12 protein-coding genes are annotated in these 15188 nt (G+C 74.8%); 3 read left to right on the forward strand and 9 right to left on the reverse strand.

All coding sequences use genetic code 11. The features are described from left to right. The 3 genes from VG276_31335 to VG276_31345 all read left to right on the forward strand — a co-directional run. A partial coding sequence (locus VG276_31335) for an acyl--CoA ligase (protein ID HEV8653772.1) occupies positions 1 to 1592 on the forward strand: 1592 nt, incomplete at its 5' end. 263 nt (positions 1593 to 1855) lie between these two features. Then, complete coding sequence (locus VG276_31340; GenBank protein ID HEV8653773.1) at positions 1856 to 2398, forward strand: sigma-70 family RNA polymerase sigma factor; 543 nt, start codon at positions 1856 to 1858, stop codon at positions 2396 to 2398. Then, a complete protein-coding gene (locus VG276_31345) occupies positions 2395 to 3243 on the forward strand; it encodes a hypothetical protein (GenBank protein HEV8653774.1) in 849 nt (282 codons plus the stop codon). The genes VG276_31340 and VG276_31345 overlap by 4 nt, the downstream gene beginning before the upstream one ends. Before the next feature lie 120 nt (positions 3244 to 3363). Here VG276_31345 and VG276_31350 read toward each other — a convergent pair whose 3' ends face one another. The 9 genes from VG276_31350 to argC form a co-directional block, all read right to left on the reverse strand. Next, positions 3364 to 4266, reverse strand: a complete 903-nt coding sequence (locus VG276_31350; protein ID HEV8653775.1) for a hypothetical protein — start codon at positions 4264 to 4266, stop codon at positions 3364 to 3366. A 13-nt stretch (positions 4267 to 4279) separates the two neighbouring features. Further along, the gene (locus tag VG276_31355) at positions 4280 to 6328 is read right to left on the reverse strand and encodes a M64 family metallopeptidase (protein ID HEV8653776.1); all 2049 of its coding nucleotides are present in this window, start codon (positions 6326 to 6328) and stop codon (positions 4280 to 4282) included. 505 nt (positions 6329 to 6833) lie between these two features. Then, positions 6834 to 8381 carry an argininosuccinate lyase gene (gene argH, locus VG276_31360; GenBank protein ID HEV8653777.1) on the reverse strand — a complete coding sequence of 516 codons (1548 nt, stop codon included), beginning with the start codon at positions 8379 to 8381 and terminating at the stop codon, positions 6834 to 6836. A 7-nt stretch (positions 8382 to 8388) separates the two neighbouring features. After that, entirely contained in the window at positions 8389 to 9609 is a 1221-nt protein-coding gene (locus VG276_31365) for an argininosuccinate synthase (GenBank protein ID HEV8653778.1), read from the reverse strand. Then, a complete protein-coding gene (gene argR / locus VG276_31370) occupies positions 9606 to 10136 on the reverse strand; it encodes an arginine repressor (protein ID HEV8653779.1) in 531 nt (176 codons plus the stop codon). The genes VG276_31365 and argR overlap by 4 nt, the downstream gene beginning before the upstream one ends. Further along, complete coding sequence (locus VG276_31375; GenBank protein ID HEV8653780.1) at positions 10127 to 11380, reverse strand: acetylornithine transaminase; 1254 nt, start codon at positions 11378 to 11380, stop codon at positions 10127 to 10129. The genes argR and VG276_31375 overlap by 10 nt, the downstream gene beginning before the upstream one ends. 114 nt (positions 11381 to 11494) lie before the next feature. After that, positions 11495 to 12436: an acetylglutamate kinase gene (gene argB, locus VG276_31380; GenBank protein HEV8653781.1), complete on the reverse strand. Its 942-nt coding sequence runs from the start codon at positions 12434 to 12436 to the stop codon at positions 11495 to 11497. Beyond that, the gene (locus tag VG276_31385) at positions 12433 to 14100 is read right to left on the reverse strand and encodes a bifunctional ornithine acetyltransferase/N-acetylglutamate synthase (GenBank protein HEV8653782.1); all 1668 of its coding nucleotides are present in this window, start codon (positions 14098 to 14100) and stop codon (positions 12433 to 12435) included. The genes argB and VG276_31385 overlap by 4 nt, the downstream gene beginning before the upstream one ends. A gap of 86 nt (positions 14101 to 14186) precedes the next feature. Then, positions 14187 to 15188, reverse strand: a 1002-nt coding sequence (gene argC / locus VG276_31390) for an N-acetyl-gamma-glutamyl-phosphate reductase (GenBank protein ID HEV8653783.1), incomplete at its 5' end; no start/stop codon positions are given.

Here is a 15188-nt window from a genome sequence, read left to right on the forward strand (position 1 = left end):
TGGCGGTGGGACCCGACGGCGGCAACCCGCGCCGTTACAGCTTCGCCGACCTGGCGGCGTCCTCCAACCGCGCTGCCAACTTCCTGGCCTCCCGGGGTGTACGCAAGGGCGACCGCGTCTTCGTGATGCTGCCGCGCATCCCCGACTGGTACGACGTGATGCTGGGCTGCGTCAAGCTCGGCGCCGTGCCCATGCCAGGGACGACCCTGCTGACCGCACGCGACATCGCCTACCGCCTGGAGCGCGCCGGCGCGACCGTGGCAATCACCGATCCCGACGGCGCCGGCAAGATCGACGTGGCCGCCGAGCCACTGGGCCTGGAGCCGCTGAAGCGGCTGTGGGTGGGCGACCCTGGGCCGGGCGAGGAGCCCCCGCCCAGCTGGTACTCGTGGGCCAGCGGGCTGGAGGAGGCAAGCGATCGCCCACCGGATGTTGAGCCGACCCGCTCCGACGACCCGCTGCTCATCTACTTCACCTCGGGCACGGTCGCCTACCCGAAGATGGTCCTGCACACTCAGGCCTCGCTCGGCATCGGCCACCAGATCACCGCCCGCTTCTGGCAGGACCTGCAACCCGACGACCTGCACTGGACGCTCAGCGACTTCGGCTGGGCCAAGGCGGCCTGGGGCAAGCTGTTCGGCCAGTGGTCGCTGGGGGCGACCAACTTCCTCTGGGACCTGCGCGGCAAGCCCGATTTCGACCTGATGCTGCGGCTCGTCGGCGAGCACGGGGTGACCACGTTCTGCGCCCCGCCCACCGTCTACCGGGCGCTGGTCCAGCTCCACCTGACCGCCTACGACTGGTCGCGGCTGCGCCACTGCGTCTCGGCCGGCGAGCCGCTCAACCCGGAGGTCATCAAGGTCTGGCGCGAGGCGACCGGCCTCACCGTCTACGACGGGTACGGCCAGACCGAGACCGTGAACCTGCTCGCCAACTACCGGTGCATCCCGGTCCGGCCCGGGTCGATGGGCAAGCCCACCCCCGGGTTCGACGTGTGCGTGGTCGACGACGACGGCAAGGTGCTCGGTCCTGGCGAGGAGGGCCACGTGGCGGTGCGGGTCAGCCCCGAGCGACCGGTCGGCCTGTTCGTGGAGTACTGGCGCGACCCGGAGGCGACCGCGGCCGCGTTCCGGGGCGACTTCTACTACACCGGCGACCGCGCCTACGTCGACGAGGACGGCTATTTCTGGTTCGTCGGGCGCTCCGACGACGTCATCAACTCGGCCGCCTACCGGATCGGCCCCTTCGAGGTCGAGTCGGCCCTGGTCGAGCACCCGGCCGTGGCCGAGGCGGCCGTGGTGGGCAAGCCCGATCCCGAGCGCGGGCAGCTCGTGAAGGCGTTCGTCGTCCTCGCCCCCGGACGGACCGGCTCTGGCGACCTCGCCCGGGAGCTGCAGGAGCACTGCAAACAGGTGACCGCGCCGTACAAGTACCCGCGCGAGATCGAGTTCGTCGAGGAGCTGCCCAAGACGATCTCGGGCAAGATCCGCCGGGTGGAGCTTCGTGAGCGCGAGGCGCAGGGCGCGGAGCCGGCCGGTCAGGACCCGGCCGCGGCCAGCAGGGTGTCGCCGCTGTTCAATCGGTCGCCCTGACTGCTTCGCCTGCCCGAGCCGGGCCGCCGGGTGGGCGAGCTGCTCGGCCAGGACCGCTGGCGGTGAGCCGGCCCGCTCGACCGTACCCGGGCCCGGCCGCACCACTTGCGTGCAAAGGCCCGATCGGCGAGCGTTCGGGCGGGCCGCCGTTGCCGGCGGAACCGAACGCCCCCACCCGGTGTACCAACCGTGACACCCAGTCCGTGGAGGGCCGACCACTGGACACCGACGACCGCCTCGTCGAACGCGCGCGGCAAGGAGACGTGCACGCCTACGGAGCCCTGGTGCAGCGGTACCAGGACCTCGCCTACCGCACCGCCTATCTCGTCACCGGGGCGGCCGCCGACGCCGAGGACGCCGCCCAGGAGGGGTTCGTGAAGGCGTACTACGCGCTGGCCCGGTTCCGGGCCGGGGCGCCGTTCCGGCCCTGGTTGCTCGCCATCGTCGCCAACGAGGCCCGCAACCGGCGACGGTCGGCCCGCCGCCAGGGGGACCTGGCGGTCCGGGTCGCCGAGGACCGCCCCTCGGGAGACGCGGCCCCGTCTCCTGAGGTGGCGGCTCTGGCCGGGGAGCGGCGGCGGACGCTCCTGGCCGCGGTGAACCGCCTGCCAGCGGCCGACCGGGAGATGATCGCCTGCCGCTACTTCCTCGAGCTGTCCGAGGCCGAGGCGGCAGCGACGCTCGGCTGCCGCCGGGGCACGGTCAAGTCACGCACGTCGCGGGCGCTCACCCGCCTGCGGGCCGTGCTGGCCGAGCAGGGCGACGGGCTGGCCGTGTCGATGACGCTCGAAGGGGGTGGCGAATGACCAGCCGCGAGCTGGAGCGGGCCCTGGTCGAGCTGGGCGCCCACCTCGAGCACCCCACCACCCCGCCGATCGCCGAGGCGGTCGCGGCCCGGCTCTCCGAGGCGCCGGCGAGGTCGCCTCGCGCCCGCGGGGCCGCCGGGGCGGGGCGGGCATGGGACTGGGTCCGGGCCTGGCGCCGCAGGCCGTTCCCCCGGCCCCGCTGGCAGCGGCTGGCCCTGGCCGGCCTGGCCGTGGTGCTGCTGGCCGCCGCCGTGCTGGCCGCGTCGCCTGCCACCCGCGAGGCCGCCGCCCGCCTGCTCGGCCTGCGCGGCGTGCGGATCGTGATCGGCGGTCACGGCCCCACGGGCACGACCGGGACCGGGTCGGAGCTGTACCTGGGCGAGCCGGCGACCCTGGCCGAGGCCAGGCAGCGGGTGCGCTTCCCCGTGGTCGTGCCCACCGCGCCCGGCTTCGAGCGCCCCGACGCGGTCTACGTCGACCCCAGCGTGCCGGCCGACGGGCGGGTCGACCTCGTCTACCGGCCCCGGCCCGGCCTGCCGGCCGCCCCGGGCACCGGCGTGGGCCTGCTCGTGACCCAGTTCCGAGCCTCGGTCGACGAGGGCTTCCTCAAGAAGGTGCAGTTCGGCGAGGGCAGCCTCGAGCTGGTCACGGTCAACGGCCAGCCCGGCTACTGGTTCCCCACCGAGCACGGCTTCAGCTACCTCGACCGCAACGGCAACGAGATGCCGGAGACGAGCCGGCTGGCCGGCAGCACGCTGCTCTGGGAGCGCGGCGACCTGACCCTGCGCCTCGAAGGCCAGGTATCCAGGGAAGAAGCCCTCCGCATCGCCGAGTCGATGCGCTAGGTCCGCCGATCGACCTGACCATGGCAACGGCGCCGTTGGGGATCCGCCTGGCCATGGCCAGGCGCTCTTGGGGGCCGTGGGGGAGCGAGCCCCCACATCGAACCAGGACCGCGGAACAACCTAGCTCAGCTGAGCGCGCAGCTCCCCTTGGATGTCTGGAGCCAGCTCCCAGAGGCGGACGCCCTCGATGCGGGCGACCTCGCGCAGCTCGCGGGGGAACTGCTCGGCGAGCGTGCCAGGACCGATCGGGACGGTGGGGGCGTCGCCCTTGCAACGGTACACGGCCACCCGGACGCCGGGCAGGGCCGCGAGCGGCAGGTCGGCGCGGGGGACGCGGACGTGGAAGTCGAACGCGTCCAGCTCGGTCACGTGGTGGCCGGCGAGAGAACCGCCGCCCTGGTCGCCCGGGGGCGGGAGGGTACGCCAGATCCCCAGGTCGGGGATGGAGTCGACGGCCACCCGGCGGCCCTCGAACACAACCTCGCAGGCGAGCCCGGCGTGGAGCCGGACCGGCTGGAGCAGCGGGCCCTCCACCGCGCGGGCGCCGGCCACCGACAGGCAGCCGCCGTCCAGGTGCAGGCGGAGCCGCACGTACCCGGCCCCGGTGATCCCGGGCCCTGATTCGGTGCCGGCGGTCGCCTGGCCGTGGGTCGTGCTGCGCCAGCCGCGCTGATCGCCGAGCCGGGTCGGTGGCCGCGGGCCGAGCTCCCAGATGTCGGCCCTGGGTACCGGCGGCATCTCCACTGGCCGGGTCCCGGCCTGCGGGCGGGCGGGCGTCCCACTCCCCTCGAGGCAGGCCGGCGTCTCCGCGCTCGGGCTGGCCGGCGTCTCCGCGCTCAGGCGAGCCGGCGTCTCCGCGCTCGGTAAGGCCGGCATCTCCGCGTTCGGGCAGGCCGGCAGCCCGGCGGTGGGAAAGGCCGGCAGCCCGGCCAGCGCCTGGGACTGCATCGACGGCGCGGCCGGGTCCTCCACGACCGGCGGCGCCTCGGCGCCCCCCATCATGGCGGGTGTCGGAGCGGTCATGTCCCGAACCTCCTCACCAGTTGCGGCCGTACCGGTAGTTGTGGATCCAGTGGTGGTAGACGCGGTCGAGCACCAGCGCCGGCGTGGCCCGGATCATGCCGAGCCAGTCGGCGTTGTGGACGATCAGGTCCGGGGTGCCGGCGCCGCCCTGGTAGTTGCAGGGCAGGAACCGGTCCTGCGACCCCAGGCTCCACTCCCCGACCCAGTCCTCGCGCCTGGTCGCGTTCAGCTCCTTGGAGTTGGAGATCATCGCCCCGAGGTACTCGTGGCCCCAGTCCTCGTCGTTGTGGACGAACAGGTCGTCGCGGCCGTCGCCGTTGCAGTCGGCCACCCAGTGCCGGTCGTGCCTGCGCATCTGCCAGCCGGGGGCGTTGCCGTCGTAGCGTTCGGTGAAGTCCAGGCCCGACCCGGTCGAGCTGGCCATGAGCAGGTGGGCCATGGACCAGTCGTCGCCGTTGAACACGTACAGGTCGTCGCGCCCGTCGCCGTCGAAGTCGCCCACGTGGAACCGGTCCCCCGGCCGCAGCGTCCAGCCCGGCAGGGTGGCGTCGAAGCGGCGGACCACCTCGAGGTCGGTGCCCGTGGAGCGGAGCATGCCGAGGTAGGGGACGGCCCAGTCCGAGCCGTTGAACACGTACAGGTCGTCGCGCCCGTCGCCGTCGAAGTCGCCCACGTGGAACCGGTCCCCCGGCCGCAGCGTCCAGCCCGGCAGGGTGGCGTCGAAGCGGCGGACGAGCCCGAGCGACGAGCCGCGTGAGCGCAGCATGCCGAGGTAGGGGATGCTCCAGTCGTCGCCGTTGAACACGTACAGGTCGTCGCGGCCGTCGCCGTCGAAGTCGGCGAGCAGGAGCCGGTCGGCGGGCCGGAAGGCCCAGCCGGGCAGGCCGCCGTCGTAACGGGCGACCAGGTGCAGGCCGTCGCGGCCGTCGCCGGCGAGCAGGCCGAGGTAGCTCGTGTCCCAGTCGGTGGCGTTGTAGACGACCAGCTCGTCGCGGCCGTCGCCGTCGACGTCACCGACGTGGAACCGGTCGCCGGGCTGGAACCGCCACGGCCCGGGCACGGTCCCGACCACGCTTGCGGCCAGGTCGAGCTGGGTGCCGTTGGACCGGTAGAGGAGCACGCCCTCACCCGAGTGGACCAGCAGCTCGTCGCGGCCGTCGCCGTCGAAGTCACCGGCGTGGCAGTTGCGAAACGAGTGCCCGGTCCTCGGCTGGTTCCTGGTCTTCAGCTCGGTGTAGCAGACCGGGCACCAGGGCTGGTCGTCGCTGCGCATGCGGCAGTCGAGCACCGGCCGGAACACGCCCATGCCGTGGCCGCCGCCGCCCTCGAACAGGCCGACGTCCTGGCTCGGGTCCCAGCCCGCGGGTGGGACGTCCCGGTTGTAGCCGGCGCAGGTGCCGATCCCGGTGGGGACCGGGGTCGACGGGGCCACGAACCGTCCCCACTTCAGGGTGGTCCGGCTGGTGGAGGTGGTGAGGTTGACCGCGCCCGGCTCCCCGGCCGGCCAGGGCCGGCTCTGGCAGCACTCGTCGGCCAGGCCACCGACCGCATGCCCGAGCTCGTGGGCGAGCGCCGTCCAGGCCACCCCGAGGGTGACGACCTGGAGGCCGCCACCCCCACAGCCACCGAACCCCGGCTCGTTCAAGACCACGACGACCAGGTGGTAGTCGGGCACCCAGGCGTCGAGGGCGCGCCGCATCGCGGCTGCGGTGCCCGGGCCGTGCTCGACCCAGCCGTGGTCGCCCGACCCGTTGTAGACCCAGCCGAGCGCGGTGTCGACCAGCTCGGTGGGTGCGCCGGCGCCCTTGCCGGCGCCCGATTCCTTGTACACCCGCCGGCTCACGCCCGACTCCCGGGAGACGAGGTTGACCTGGTAGACGTTGAACGCCTGGGCGTCCTCGTAGAAGTAGTCGTGGGCGAAGACGCCGTCGATCAGCAGCTCCCGCACCTTGTCGTCGTAGAGGGCCTGCTCGCCGGCTGTGAAGCCGTCACCGAGCACCGCGATGTTGACCTTCGTGCCGGGGGGTCCCGAGGAGAGGACCTGCGTCAGGCTGTCCGGCACCGCGAACTCCTTTCGCGCAGACGACAGGACCGGCGCCCGCGGGCGTGCGCGCCGCGGGCGGCATCGGGCAGGTCAGGACCACAGCAGGGTGCTCCGCCGGGCGAGTGTCGCCGGCCGGGGGTGCGCGAGCCGCTTCGAGATCGGGCCGGAAACCGGGACAGCCGGGCGTGGGGGGCCGCAGTCAACCGGCCGTGGCTCCCGCCCCCCTGGCGGAGTCGGTGCAAGCGTAGTCAACACCTCCCTGTCTGTAAACCAGCAGATCATCTCGATCCTGTCACCAAGCCATGCTCTACCCGATGACATGCCAGTTCACACCAGCGCCAATCGGCGCCGGCTCGACGCCGCACCATCCCCGTGGGAAGGCGAGCGGGGAGAGGCGAGCGGAGGAAGGCGAGCCGGGGGGGCGAGCGGAGGGAGGCGAGCCGGGGGGGCGAGCCGGGGGGGCGAGCGGGGAGGCGAGCGGTCGTCGGTCGGTGACGGGGCCCACCTCGGCCTGGGATGGGAGTCAGCCGAGGTCGAGCGACGGGCGAAAGCCCCCGGCCCAGCCGCGGGCGTTGGCGGCCGCGACCGACAGGACCACCAGCTGCTCGCCGACCCGGGACGGGGCGGTCGAGCCCGGGGTCGCCTTGGCGGCCAGGCTGCCGTCGACCGACAGGACCGCGGGGTCGGCCTCGGCCAGGGCCGGGTGGATCGCTGCAAGCTCCCCGGTGGGCAGGTCGGCCAGGCGCGTGTCGCGCTCGGCAGCGACCCGCACCGCCGTGGCCACCGCGGTGTGCGCCTCCCGGAACGGCACGCCGGCCCGGACCAGCGCCTCGGCCAGGTCGACGGCGGTGGCCTCACCCTCGGCGGCGGCGGCCCGCATCCGGGCCGCGTCGGGCTCCAGGCCCGACACCAGCCCGGCCAGGGCGCCCATCGAGCCGACCAGGGTGTCGACCGTCTCGAACACGACCGCCTTGTCCTCCTGGAGGTCGCGGGCATAGGCCAGCGGCAGGCCCTTGCAGGTGGCCAGGAACCCGGCCAGCCGGCCGATCACGGTGCCGGCCCGGCCCCTGGCCAGCTCGGCCACGTCCGGGTTGCGCTTCTGGGGCAGCATGCTCGACCCGGTCGCCCACGCGTCGGGGAGCCGCACCCAGCCCCGTCCAGCCCACAGGGCGACGTCCTCGGCCAGCCGGGACGCGTGGACCATGGCGATGGCAGCCGCGGCGAGCAGCTCGGCGACTCCGTCGCGGTCGGAGGTGGCGTCCATCGCGTTGCCGAATGCGGCCCCGAACCCGAGGTCCGCGGCGGTCGCCGTCGGGTCGAGCGGGAACGAGGAGCCGGCGACGGCCCCGGCCCCGAGCGGGCTGTAGTCCAGGCGGCGCCCGGCGTCCTGCAGGCGGCCGACGTCGCGGGTCAGCGCGAACCCGTGGGCGGCGAGCTGGAACGCCCACAGGACCGGCTGGGCGGGCTGCAGGTGGGTGAGGCCGGGGAGCACGACTCCGGGGTGGGCCCGGGCCGTGCCGACGAGCGCGTCGACCAGTCCCGAGACCGCCTCGACGGCCGACGCCACCGCGCCCTTGAGCCACAGGTGCAGGTCGGTGGCGACCTGGTCGTTGCGGCTGCGGCCGGTGTGGAGCTTGCCGCCGACCGGGCCGACCAGCTCGGTGAGCCGCCGCTCGACCGCGGTGTGGACGTCCTCGTCGGACGGCGCCCACGCGAAGGTGCCGCCGGCCAGCTCCGCCGCCACGGTGGCCAGCCCGTCGAGCAGCAGCTTGCCCTCGCCCTCGTCGAGCACCCCGGCCCGGACCAGCCCGCGCAGGTGGGCCCGGCTGCCGGCCACGTCCTCCCGCCACAGCCGCCGGTCGACCGGCAGCGACAGCGTGTAGGCCCACATCTCGGGGTTGGGCGGGGCGGCGAACCCCCCCGCCCACAACGGCCCCCGGTCCCCGGCATCCTCCGGGGGGCTCGGCTCGGGGTCCCCGGCATCCTCCAGGCCCCCGGAGTCCTCCGGGTGCCTAGGCTCGGAGCCTCTGGCGTCCTCCAGGGGCCCCGGCCGGAGCCCGTCGGCGGGCACGCCGTCGCTACCCACCCTGGCTGACCCGCGCCCAGGTGCGGGCGGGCAGGCCCCAGAGGGCGACGAAGCCGCGCCCGGCGTCGTGGTCGAACGCGTCGCCGCCCTCGCCACCCTCGTAGGTGGCCAGGTCGGGCCGGTACAGCGAGCGCTCGGCCCGGCGTCCGGTGGCCTGGCAACGGCCAGGCGAGAACTCGAGGCGGACCTCGCCGCTGACGGCCTGCTGCGTCTCGGCCACGAACGCGTCGAGGGCGGCCTTCAGGGGCGAGAACCACAGCCCGTCGTAGACCAGCTCCGCGTAGCGGATCTCGAGCCGCGCCTTCTCGTGCAGCACGTCGCGGTCGAGGGTGAGATCCTCGAGGTCGCGGTGGGCGGCGATCGTGGCCAGCGCCCCGGGTACCTCGTAGACCTCGCGACTCTTGATCCCGACGCGCCGGTTCTCCAGCATGTCCAGGCGCCCGAAGCCCGAGGCCCCGCCGAGCCGGTTCAGGTGGGCGACGACCTCGGCGAACCCGGTCGCCGACCCGTCCACTCCGGCCGGCACGCCGGCCTGGAACGCCACCACCACCTCGGCCACCGCGCTGGTCCGGGCCGGCGAGGCCGTCCAGGCGAAGGCGTCCTCCGGCGGCGCCGCCCACGGGTCTTCGAGCACGCCCGCCTCGATGGTGCGGCCCCACAGGTTCTGGTCGACCGAGTACGGTTTGGCAGCGGTGATCCAGCCCAGGTCGAGCCCGTGCTTCTCGGCGTAGGCGATCGCCTCGGGGCGGCTCATCGTCCAGTCCCGGATCGGGGCGAGCACCTCCAGCTGGGGGGCCAGCGCCCCGACGCTCACCTCGAAGCGGACCTGGTCGTTGCCTTTGCCGGTGCAGCCGTGGGCGACCGCGCCAGCGTCCCTGCGGGCCGCCTCCTCGACCAGGAGCTGGGCGATCAGCGGCCGGGAGAGGGCCGAGACCAGCGGGTACCTGCCCTCGTAGAGCGCGTTGGCGGCAACGGCCGGGGCGAGGAACTCGGTCGCGAAGCGCTCCCGGGCGTCGACCACGACCGCGTCCACCGCCCCGGCGGCGAGCGCGCGCTGGGCCAGCGCGGGCAGGTCCTCCCCCTGCCCCACGTCGGCGAGCAGCGCCACGACCCCTCGCCCGTGCTCGCGGGTGAGCCGGTGGACGGCCACGGTGGTGTCCAGGCCGCCCGAGTAGGCGAGCACGACGAGGTCGCCGTTGGCTGCGAGGGTCATCGCTGTTCTCCTTGGTAGAGGGTCAGGTCGGGGTCGTGGATAAGTGGGGCGGACTCGCTCCCGGGACGGGTGGTGAGCGAGGAGAGCTGCCTCGCCATCGCCTTGCCCGAGGTGCGGTCGGTGCAGACCACCAGGACGGTGTCGTCGCCGGCGACCGTGCCGGCCACCCCGGGCAGGCCGGCCCGGTCGAGCGTGGAGGCGAGCACGTTGGCGTGCCCGGGCGGGGTCCGCACGACCACGAGGTTGCCGGTGGGCACGATCGCGAGCAGTGAGAGGGCGAGCACGCGACGCAGCTCCTCCTCGCCCACCCCGTCCACGGCGATCGGCTCGGGCAGGGCGTAGACGAGCCGGCCGTCCGCTCCCCGCACCTTGACCGCGCCCAGCTCCTCGAGGTCGCGTGAGACGGTCGCCTGAGTCGCGTCGAAGCCCTGCCGGCGCAGGTCGTCCAGGAGGCACCCCTGGCTGGTGATCTGCCTGGTGCGCAGCAACGCGGCGAGCGCCGCCTGCCGCTCGGCCTTCAGCGACACGCGCCCACCTCCTCGAGCGCGCGGCCCAGCCTGGCCAGGGCCTCGTCCACCTCCTCGACGGTCACGACCAGGGGTGGGGCCAGGCGCAGGGCGGTGGCGGTGACCGGGTTGACCACCAGGCCGCAGCCGAGCGCGGCCAGGGCCGCGTCCTTGGCGCTCACCCCGCAGCCCTCGCCGAGATCCAGGGCGAACCAGAGGCCGGCCCCGCGGACCTCGGCGCCGCCGCCCTGAGCGTCCAGGGCGCCGCCGACCCGAGCCCCCGCGGCCCTGCCAAGGTCGCGCCGGAGCGCGTGCAGGCCTTCGGCGAGCCGGGCCGAGACCTTCTCGACGTGGCCGTCCAGGAGCGGCTCGACCACGTCCAGGGTGGCCAGGGCGGCCGCGCAGGCGACCGGGTTGCCCCCGAACGTGCTGCCGTGGTCGCCGGGCCGCATCGTGTCGGCCACCTCGGCGGTGGCGATGGTGGCGCCGATCGGGTAGCCACCGCCGAGCGCCTTGGCCATGGTGACCACGTCGGGCCGGATGCCCTCGTGCTGGTGGGCGAAGAGGCGGCCGGTGCGGCCCATGCCCGACTGGATCTCGTCCACCATCAGCAGCACGCCCGCCTCGGCGGTGATCTCCCGGACCGCCCGGAGGTAGGCGGGCGGTGGGACGAGGATGCCGGACTCGCCCTGGATCGGCTCGACGAGCACGGCGGCGGTGTCCGGGCCGATCGCCGCCGCCAGCGCGTCGGCGTCCCCGAAGGGGACGTGGGAGAACCCGGTGGGCAAGGGCTGGAACGTCGGGTGCAGGGCGGGCTTGCCGGTGGCGGCCAGGGTGGCGAGGGTGCGGCCGTGGAAGCCGCCGAGCGTGGCCACGATCCCGGTGGCGTGCTCGCCCCTTGTCGCCCTGCCCCAGCGCCTGGCCACCTTGATGGCGGCCTCGTTGGCCTCGGCACCCGAGTTGGAGAAGAACACCTTCGCGGGCGGGCCGAACCGGTCGACCAGCCGCTCGGCGAGATCGACCTGGGGTCCGGAGAAGTACAGGTTGGAGGTGTGGCCGAGGGTGGCGAGCTGCCCGGCCACCGCGGCGACCACCTTCGGGTGGGCGTGGCCGGCCGCGACCACCGCGATGCCGCCGAGGAAGTCGAGGTACTCGCGCCCCTCTGCGTCGTAGAGGCGGACGCCGTCGCCCCGCACGAACTGCACCCGCGGTCGCGCGTAGGTCGGCCAGAGCACGGCCGCCTCCCGCTCGACGATGTCGGTCACCGGCACACCTCCGTTCCGTGTCCGGTGCCGGTCACACTCGCCGCGGTCATCGGGGTTCCGCCACTACGATCCCCTGCTCAACGGTGGGCGGGGTGCCAGTCACACTCGCCGCGGTCATCCGGGTTTCTCCGGGCCGATCATGGTCCCCACCCCTGAGTCGGTGAACAGCTCGAGCAGCAGCGCATGCTTGCAGCGGCCGTCGAGGATGTGGGCGCTGCCCACGCCGCCCCGCAGGGCGGCCATGACGCCCTCGATCTTCGGGATCATCCCGGCGCGGAACCGCCCGGCGGCGAGCATGGCCTCCAGCTCGGGCAGGGTGGTGCGCTTGACGAGCGAGCCGGGGTCGTCCAGGTCTGCGTACAGGCCCTCCACGTTGGTCAGGTAGACGAGCTTCTCGGCCGCGAGCGCGCCGGCGAGCGCGCCGGCCACCACGTCGGCGTTGACGTTGTAGGGCTGCCCGCCGGGCCCGGCCGCCACCGTGGCCACCACCGGGATCAGCCCCTCGGCGGTCAGCGCGCGCAGCGCGGTCGGGTCGACCGCGTCCACGTCACCGACGAAGCCAAGGTCGCGGCCTCCCGGGTCGCGCCGGGGGCGGGCGGTAACCAGCAGCCCGTCCTCGCCCGAGAGGCCGACCGCGAGCCGGCCGTGGGTGTTGAAGCGGCCGACCAGCGCCTTGTTGACCCGGCCGACGAGCACCATCCGGACCAGGTCCATGGTGTCCTCGTCGGTGACCCGCAGGCCGTCGACGAACACCGGCTCCTTGCCGAAGCGCTTCATCATCTGGCTGATCTCGGGACCGCCGCCGTGGACCACCACCACGTCGACCCCGACGTAGCGGAGCAGGGCGACGTCATCGACGAAGGAGTCGAACAGCGACCCCTCCTCCGGGTGACCAGCCTTGCGTCCTCCGGCCCCCCCGGCGTCGCCCATCGCGGCCCCGCCGTACTTGACGACCACGGTTCGGCCGGTGAAGCGCTTGATCCAGGGCAGCGCCTCGTGGAGCACGGCCGCCTTGGCTTGCAGGTCCTGGGTGCGGGAGTCGGCCACGGTGGTCATGTCGTGTACTCCGAGTTGAGCCGGACGTACTCGGGGGTCAGGTCGGCGGTGCGGACGCACGCCCATGGGCCGGCGCCGCCCAGGTGCAGGCGGATCTGCACCTGCGGGCCGGCCATGGCCGCGGTCGCGTCCGCCCCGGTCGGCGTCCCGTCGCGTACCAGCAGCACCGGCGGGGCGGGGTTCCCGGGGACCGGGTCCAGACGGGCCGCGGGGAGCGGGCCCGGGCGGGTCCCGTGGCCCGGGAGCGGACGGGTTCCGGGGGCCGGGTCCGGGCGGGCCCCGGGGGGCCCGGCCGAGCCTGGCCCGCCGATCTCGAGGCGGACCGACGACGGGTCGAAGGGGACGCCAGCGGTCCCTGCCGCCTGCAGGATCCTTCCCCAGTTGGGGTCGCCGCCGTACACCGCGGTCTTCACCAGCGGGCTGTCGGCCACCCGGCGGGCCACGGCGAGCGCGCCGGCCAGGGTGCCCGCCCCGCCGACGTGCACGCTGACGACCTTGGTCCCACCCTCGGCGTCGGCGAGCATCTGCAAGGCCAGGTCGTCGCAGACCGCCTGCACGGCGTCGGCCAGGTCGTCCGGGTGGGGACGGACCCCTGAGGCGCCCGAGGCGAGCAGCAGCACGGTGTCGTTGGTGGACTGGGCGCCGTCCACGGTGATCCGGTTGAAGGTGGCGTCCGCCGCGCCGGCAAGCCCGGCCCGCAGGGCGGCCGGCTCGCACACCGCGTCGGTGGTGAGCACCGCGAGCATGGTGGCGTGCCCACCCGGAGCCTGGTTGCCCCCGCCCGCCCCGGGGCTCCATGCGCTCCCGGGACTCCATGCGCTCCCGGGGCTCCCAGCGCTCCCTTGGCTCCGACGAGCTCGGCCTTGGTCATCGTCCTGGCCTCGGCCTGTTCCGGGGCTCCATGCGCTGCCGGGACTCCAGGCCGGGCCGCCGGCCGGGGTGCGGACCGGCACGGGTGGCGGTGCCATCGCTGGGGCGAGCATCGCTGCGCCCTTGGCGATCCCGGCCACGGTCACCCTAGGGGTCAGGGCGACCCCACCAGTGGCCAGGGCGACCCCGCTGGGGGCCAGGGCGACCCCGCCGGGGGCTCGAGCGACCCCGCTGGGGGCCAGGACGACCCCGGCCTGCTTGGCGACCGTGTCGGTGGTGCGGATGGCCTCGGCGGCGGCCTGGCCGTCGCCCCGCTCAGGCGGGGCGCCCGCGCCCCGCCCGCCACGCAGGCCGAGCGCGACGGCCGCCTTGGCGATCCCGTCGCCGACCCGCTCGGCGTCCAGCGGCACGCCGATGACCCCGGTCGAGCAGACCAGCACCTGCTCCGGGCGGCAGCCGAGCTCGGCCGCTGCCCGCCTGGCAGTGGCGGTGACCGTCTCGTCCCCGGCCGGGCCGGTGCAGGCGTTGGCGTTGCCTGAGTTGACGACCACCACCCGGGCGTCGGCCGAGGCGGCAAGGCGGGCGCGGGACCAGACGACCGGCGCGGCCACCACCAGGTTGGTGGTGAACACCCCGGCCGCGACCGTGCCCTCAGGACCCACCACCACGGCCAGGTCGAGCTCCCCGGACGGCTTGATGCCACAGGCCACGCCGGTGGCCGAGAACCCGGCGGGCGCGGTCACCCCGAGCCCGCGATCGACACTCGAATGCCCGAGCTGCGCCCCCCCGGTCATCGCGACGCCTCCCGCGCTCGCCCCGCCCACGTTCCGGACCGCTCGGAGGCCCCCGGCCCGCACCACTCCATGCGCGCCCGCCGTGGTCATGGGCCGGGCGGGACGAGGTCGAGGCCGGCCGTCTCCGGCAGGCCGAGGGCGACGTTGGCGCACTGCACGGCCTGCCCGGCGGCGCCCTTGACGAGGTTGTCGATGGCCGCGACGGCCACCACCCGCCCGGTCCGGCGGTCGGCCGCGGCCGCCACCTGGACCCGGTTGGTGGTGGTCACGGCACGGGTCGCCGGCCAGGCGCCGGGCCGCAGCACGTCCACGAACGGCTCGCCGGCATAGGCGCGGGCGTGGCAGGCGGCCACGTCCTGCTCGTCGGCTGACGGCGCCAGGGTCGCGTAGCAGGTGGCCAGGATGCCCCGACTCATCGGCACCAGGTGCGGGGTGAAGGTCACCGCGAGCGCGCGCCCGGCCGCGCGGGCCAGTTCCTGCTCGATCTCGGGCGTGTGCCGGTGGGCGCCGACCCCGTAGGGGGTGACGCTCTCGTTGGCCTGGGCGTAGAGGTAGGGGTCCTTGGGCGAGCGGCCGGCCCCGGTCAGCCCGGACTTCGCGTCCACCACGATGCCGTCCGGCTCCACCAGCCCGGCCGCCACCAGCGGGGCCAGGGCGAGCAGGGCCGCGGTGGGGTAGCAGCCGGGCACGGCCACCTTGGCCGCCCCGGCCAGCTCGTCGCGGTGCAGCTCGGGCAGGCCGTAGGGCCAGGCGCCGAGCTCCTCGGGACACGGGTGGGGCGCACCGTACCAGGCTGGGTAGGCGTCGGGGTCGTGGAGCCGGAAGTCGGCCGAGAGATCGACGACCAGGGTGGTGGCTCGCCCCCAACCCCGCGGGGCGAGCCCGGCTGCCTCGCCGTGGGGCAGCGCGAGGAACAGCACGTCGGCGCCCTTGTCGAGCCCCTCGTCAAGGGTGCACAGGGCGAGGTCGCCGTAGGCGGCGGCCAGGCCGGGGTAGCGCTCGGCCACAAACTGGCCGGCGCTGCGGTCACCTGCCGCCCAGGTCACGTCGAGCCGCGGGTGGCGGGCGAGCAGGCGGAGCACCTCCGC

The organism is Actinomycetes bacterium (assembly GCA_036000965.1).
GTDB lineage: Bacteria > Actinomycetota > CALGFH01 > CALGFH01 > CALGFH01 > DASYUT01.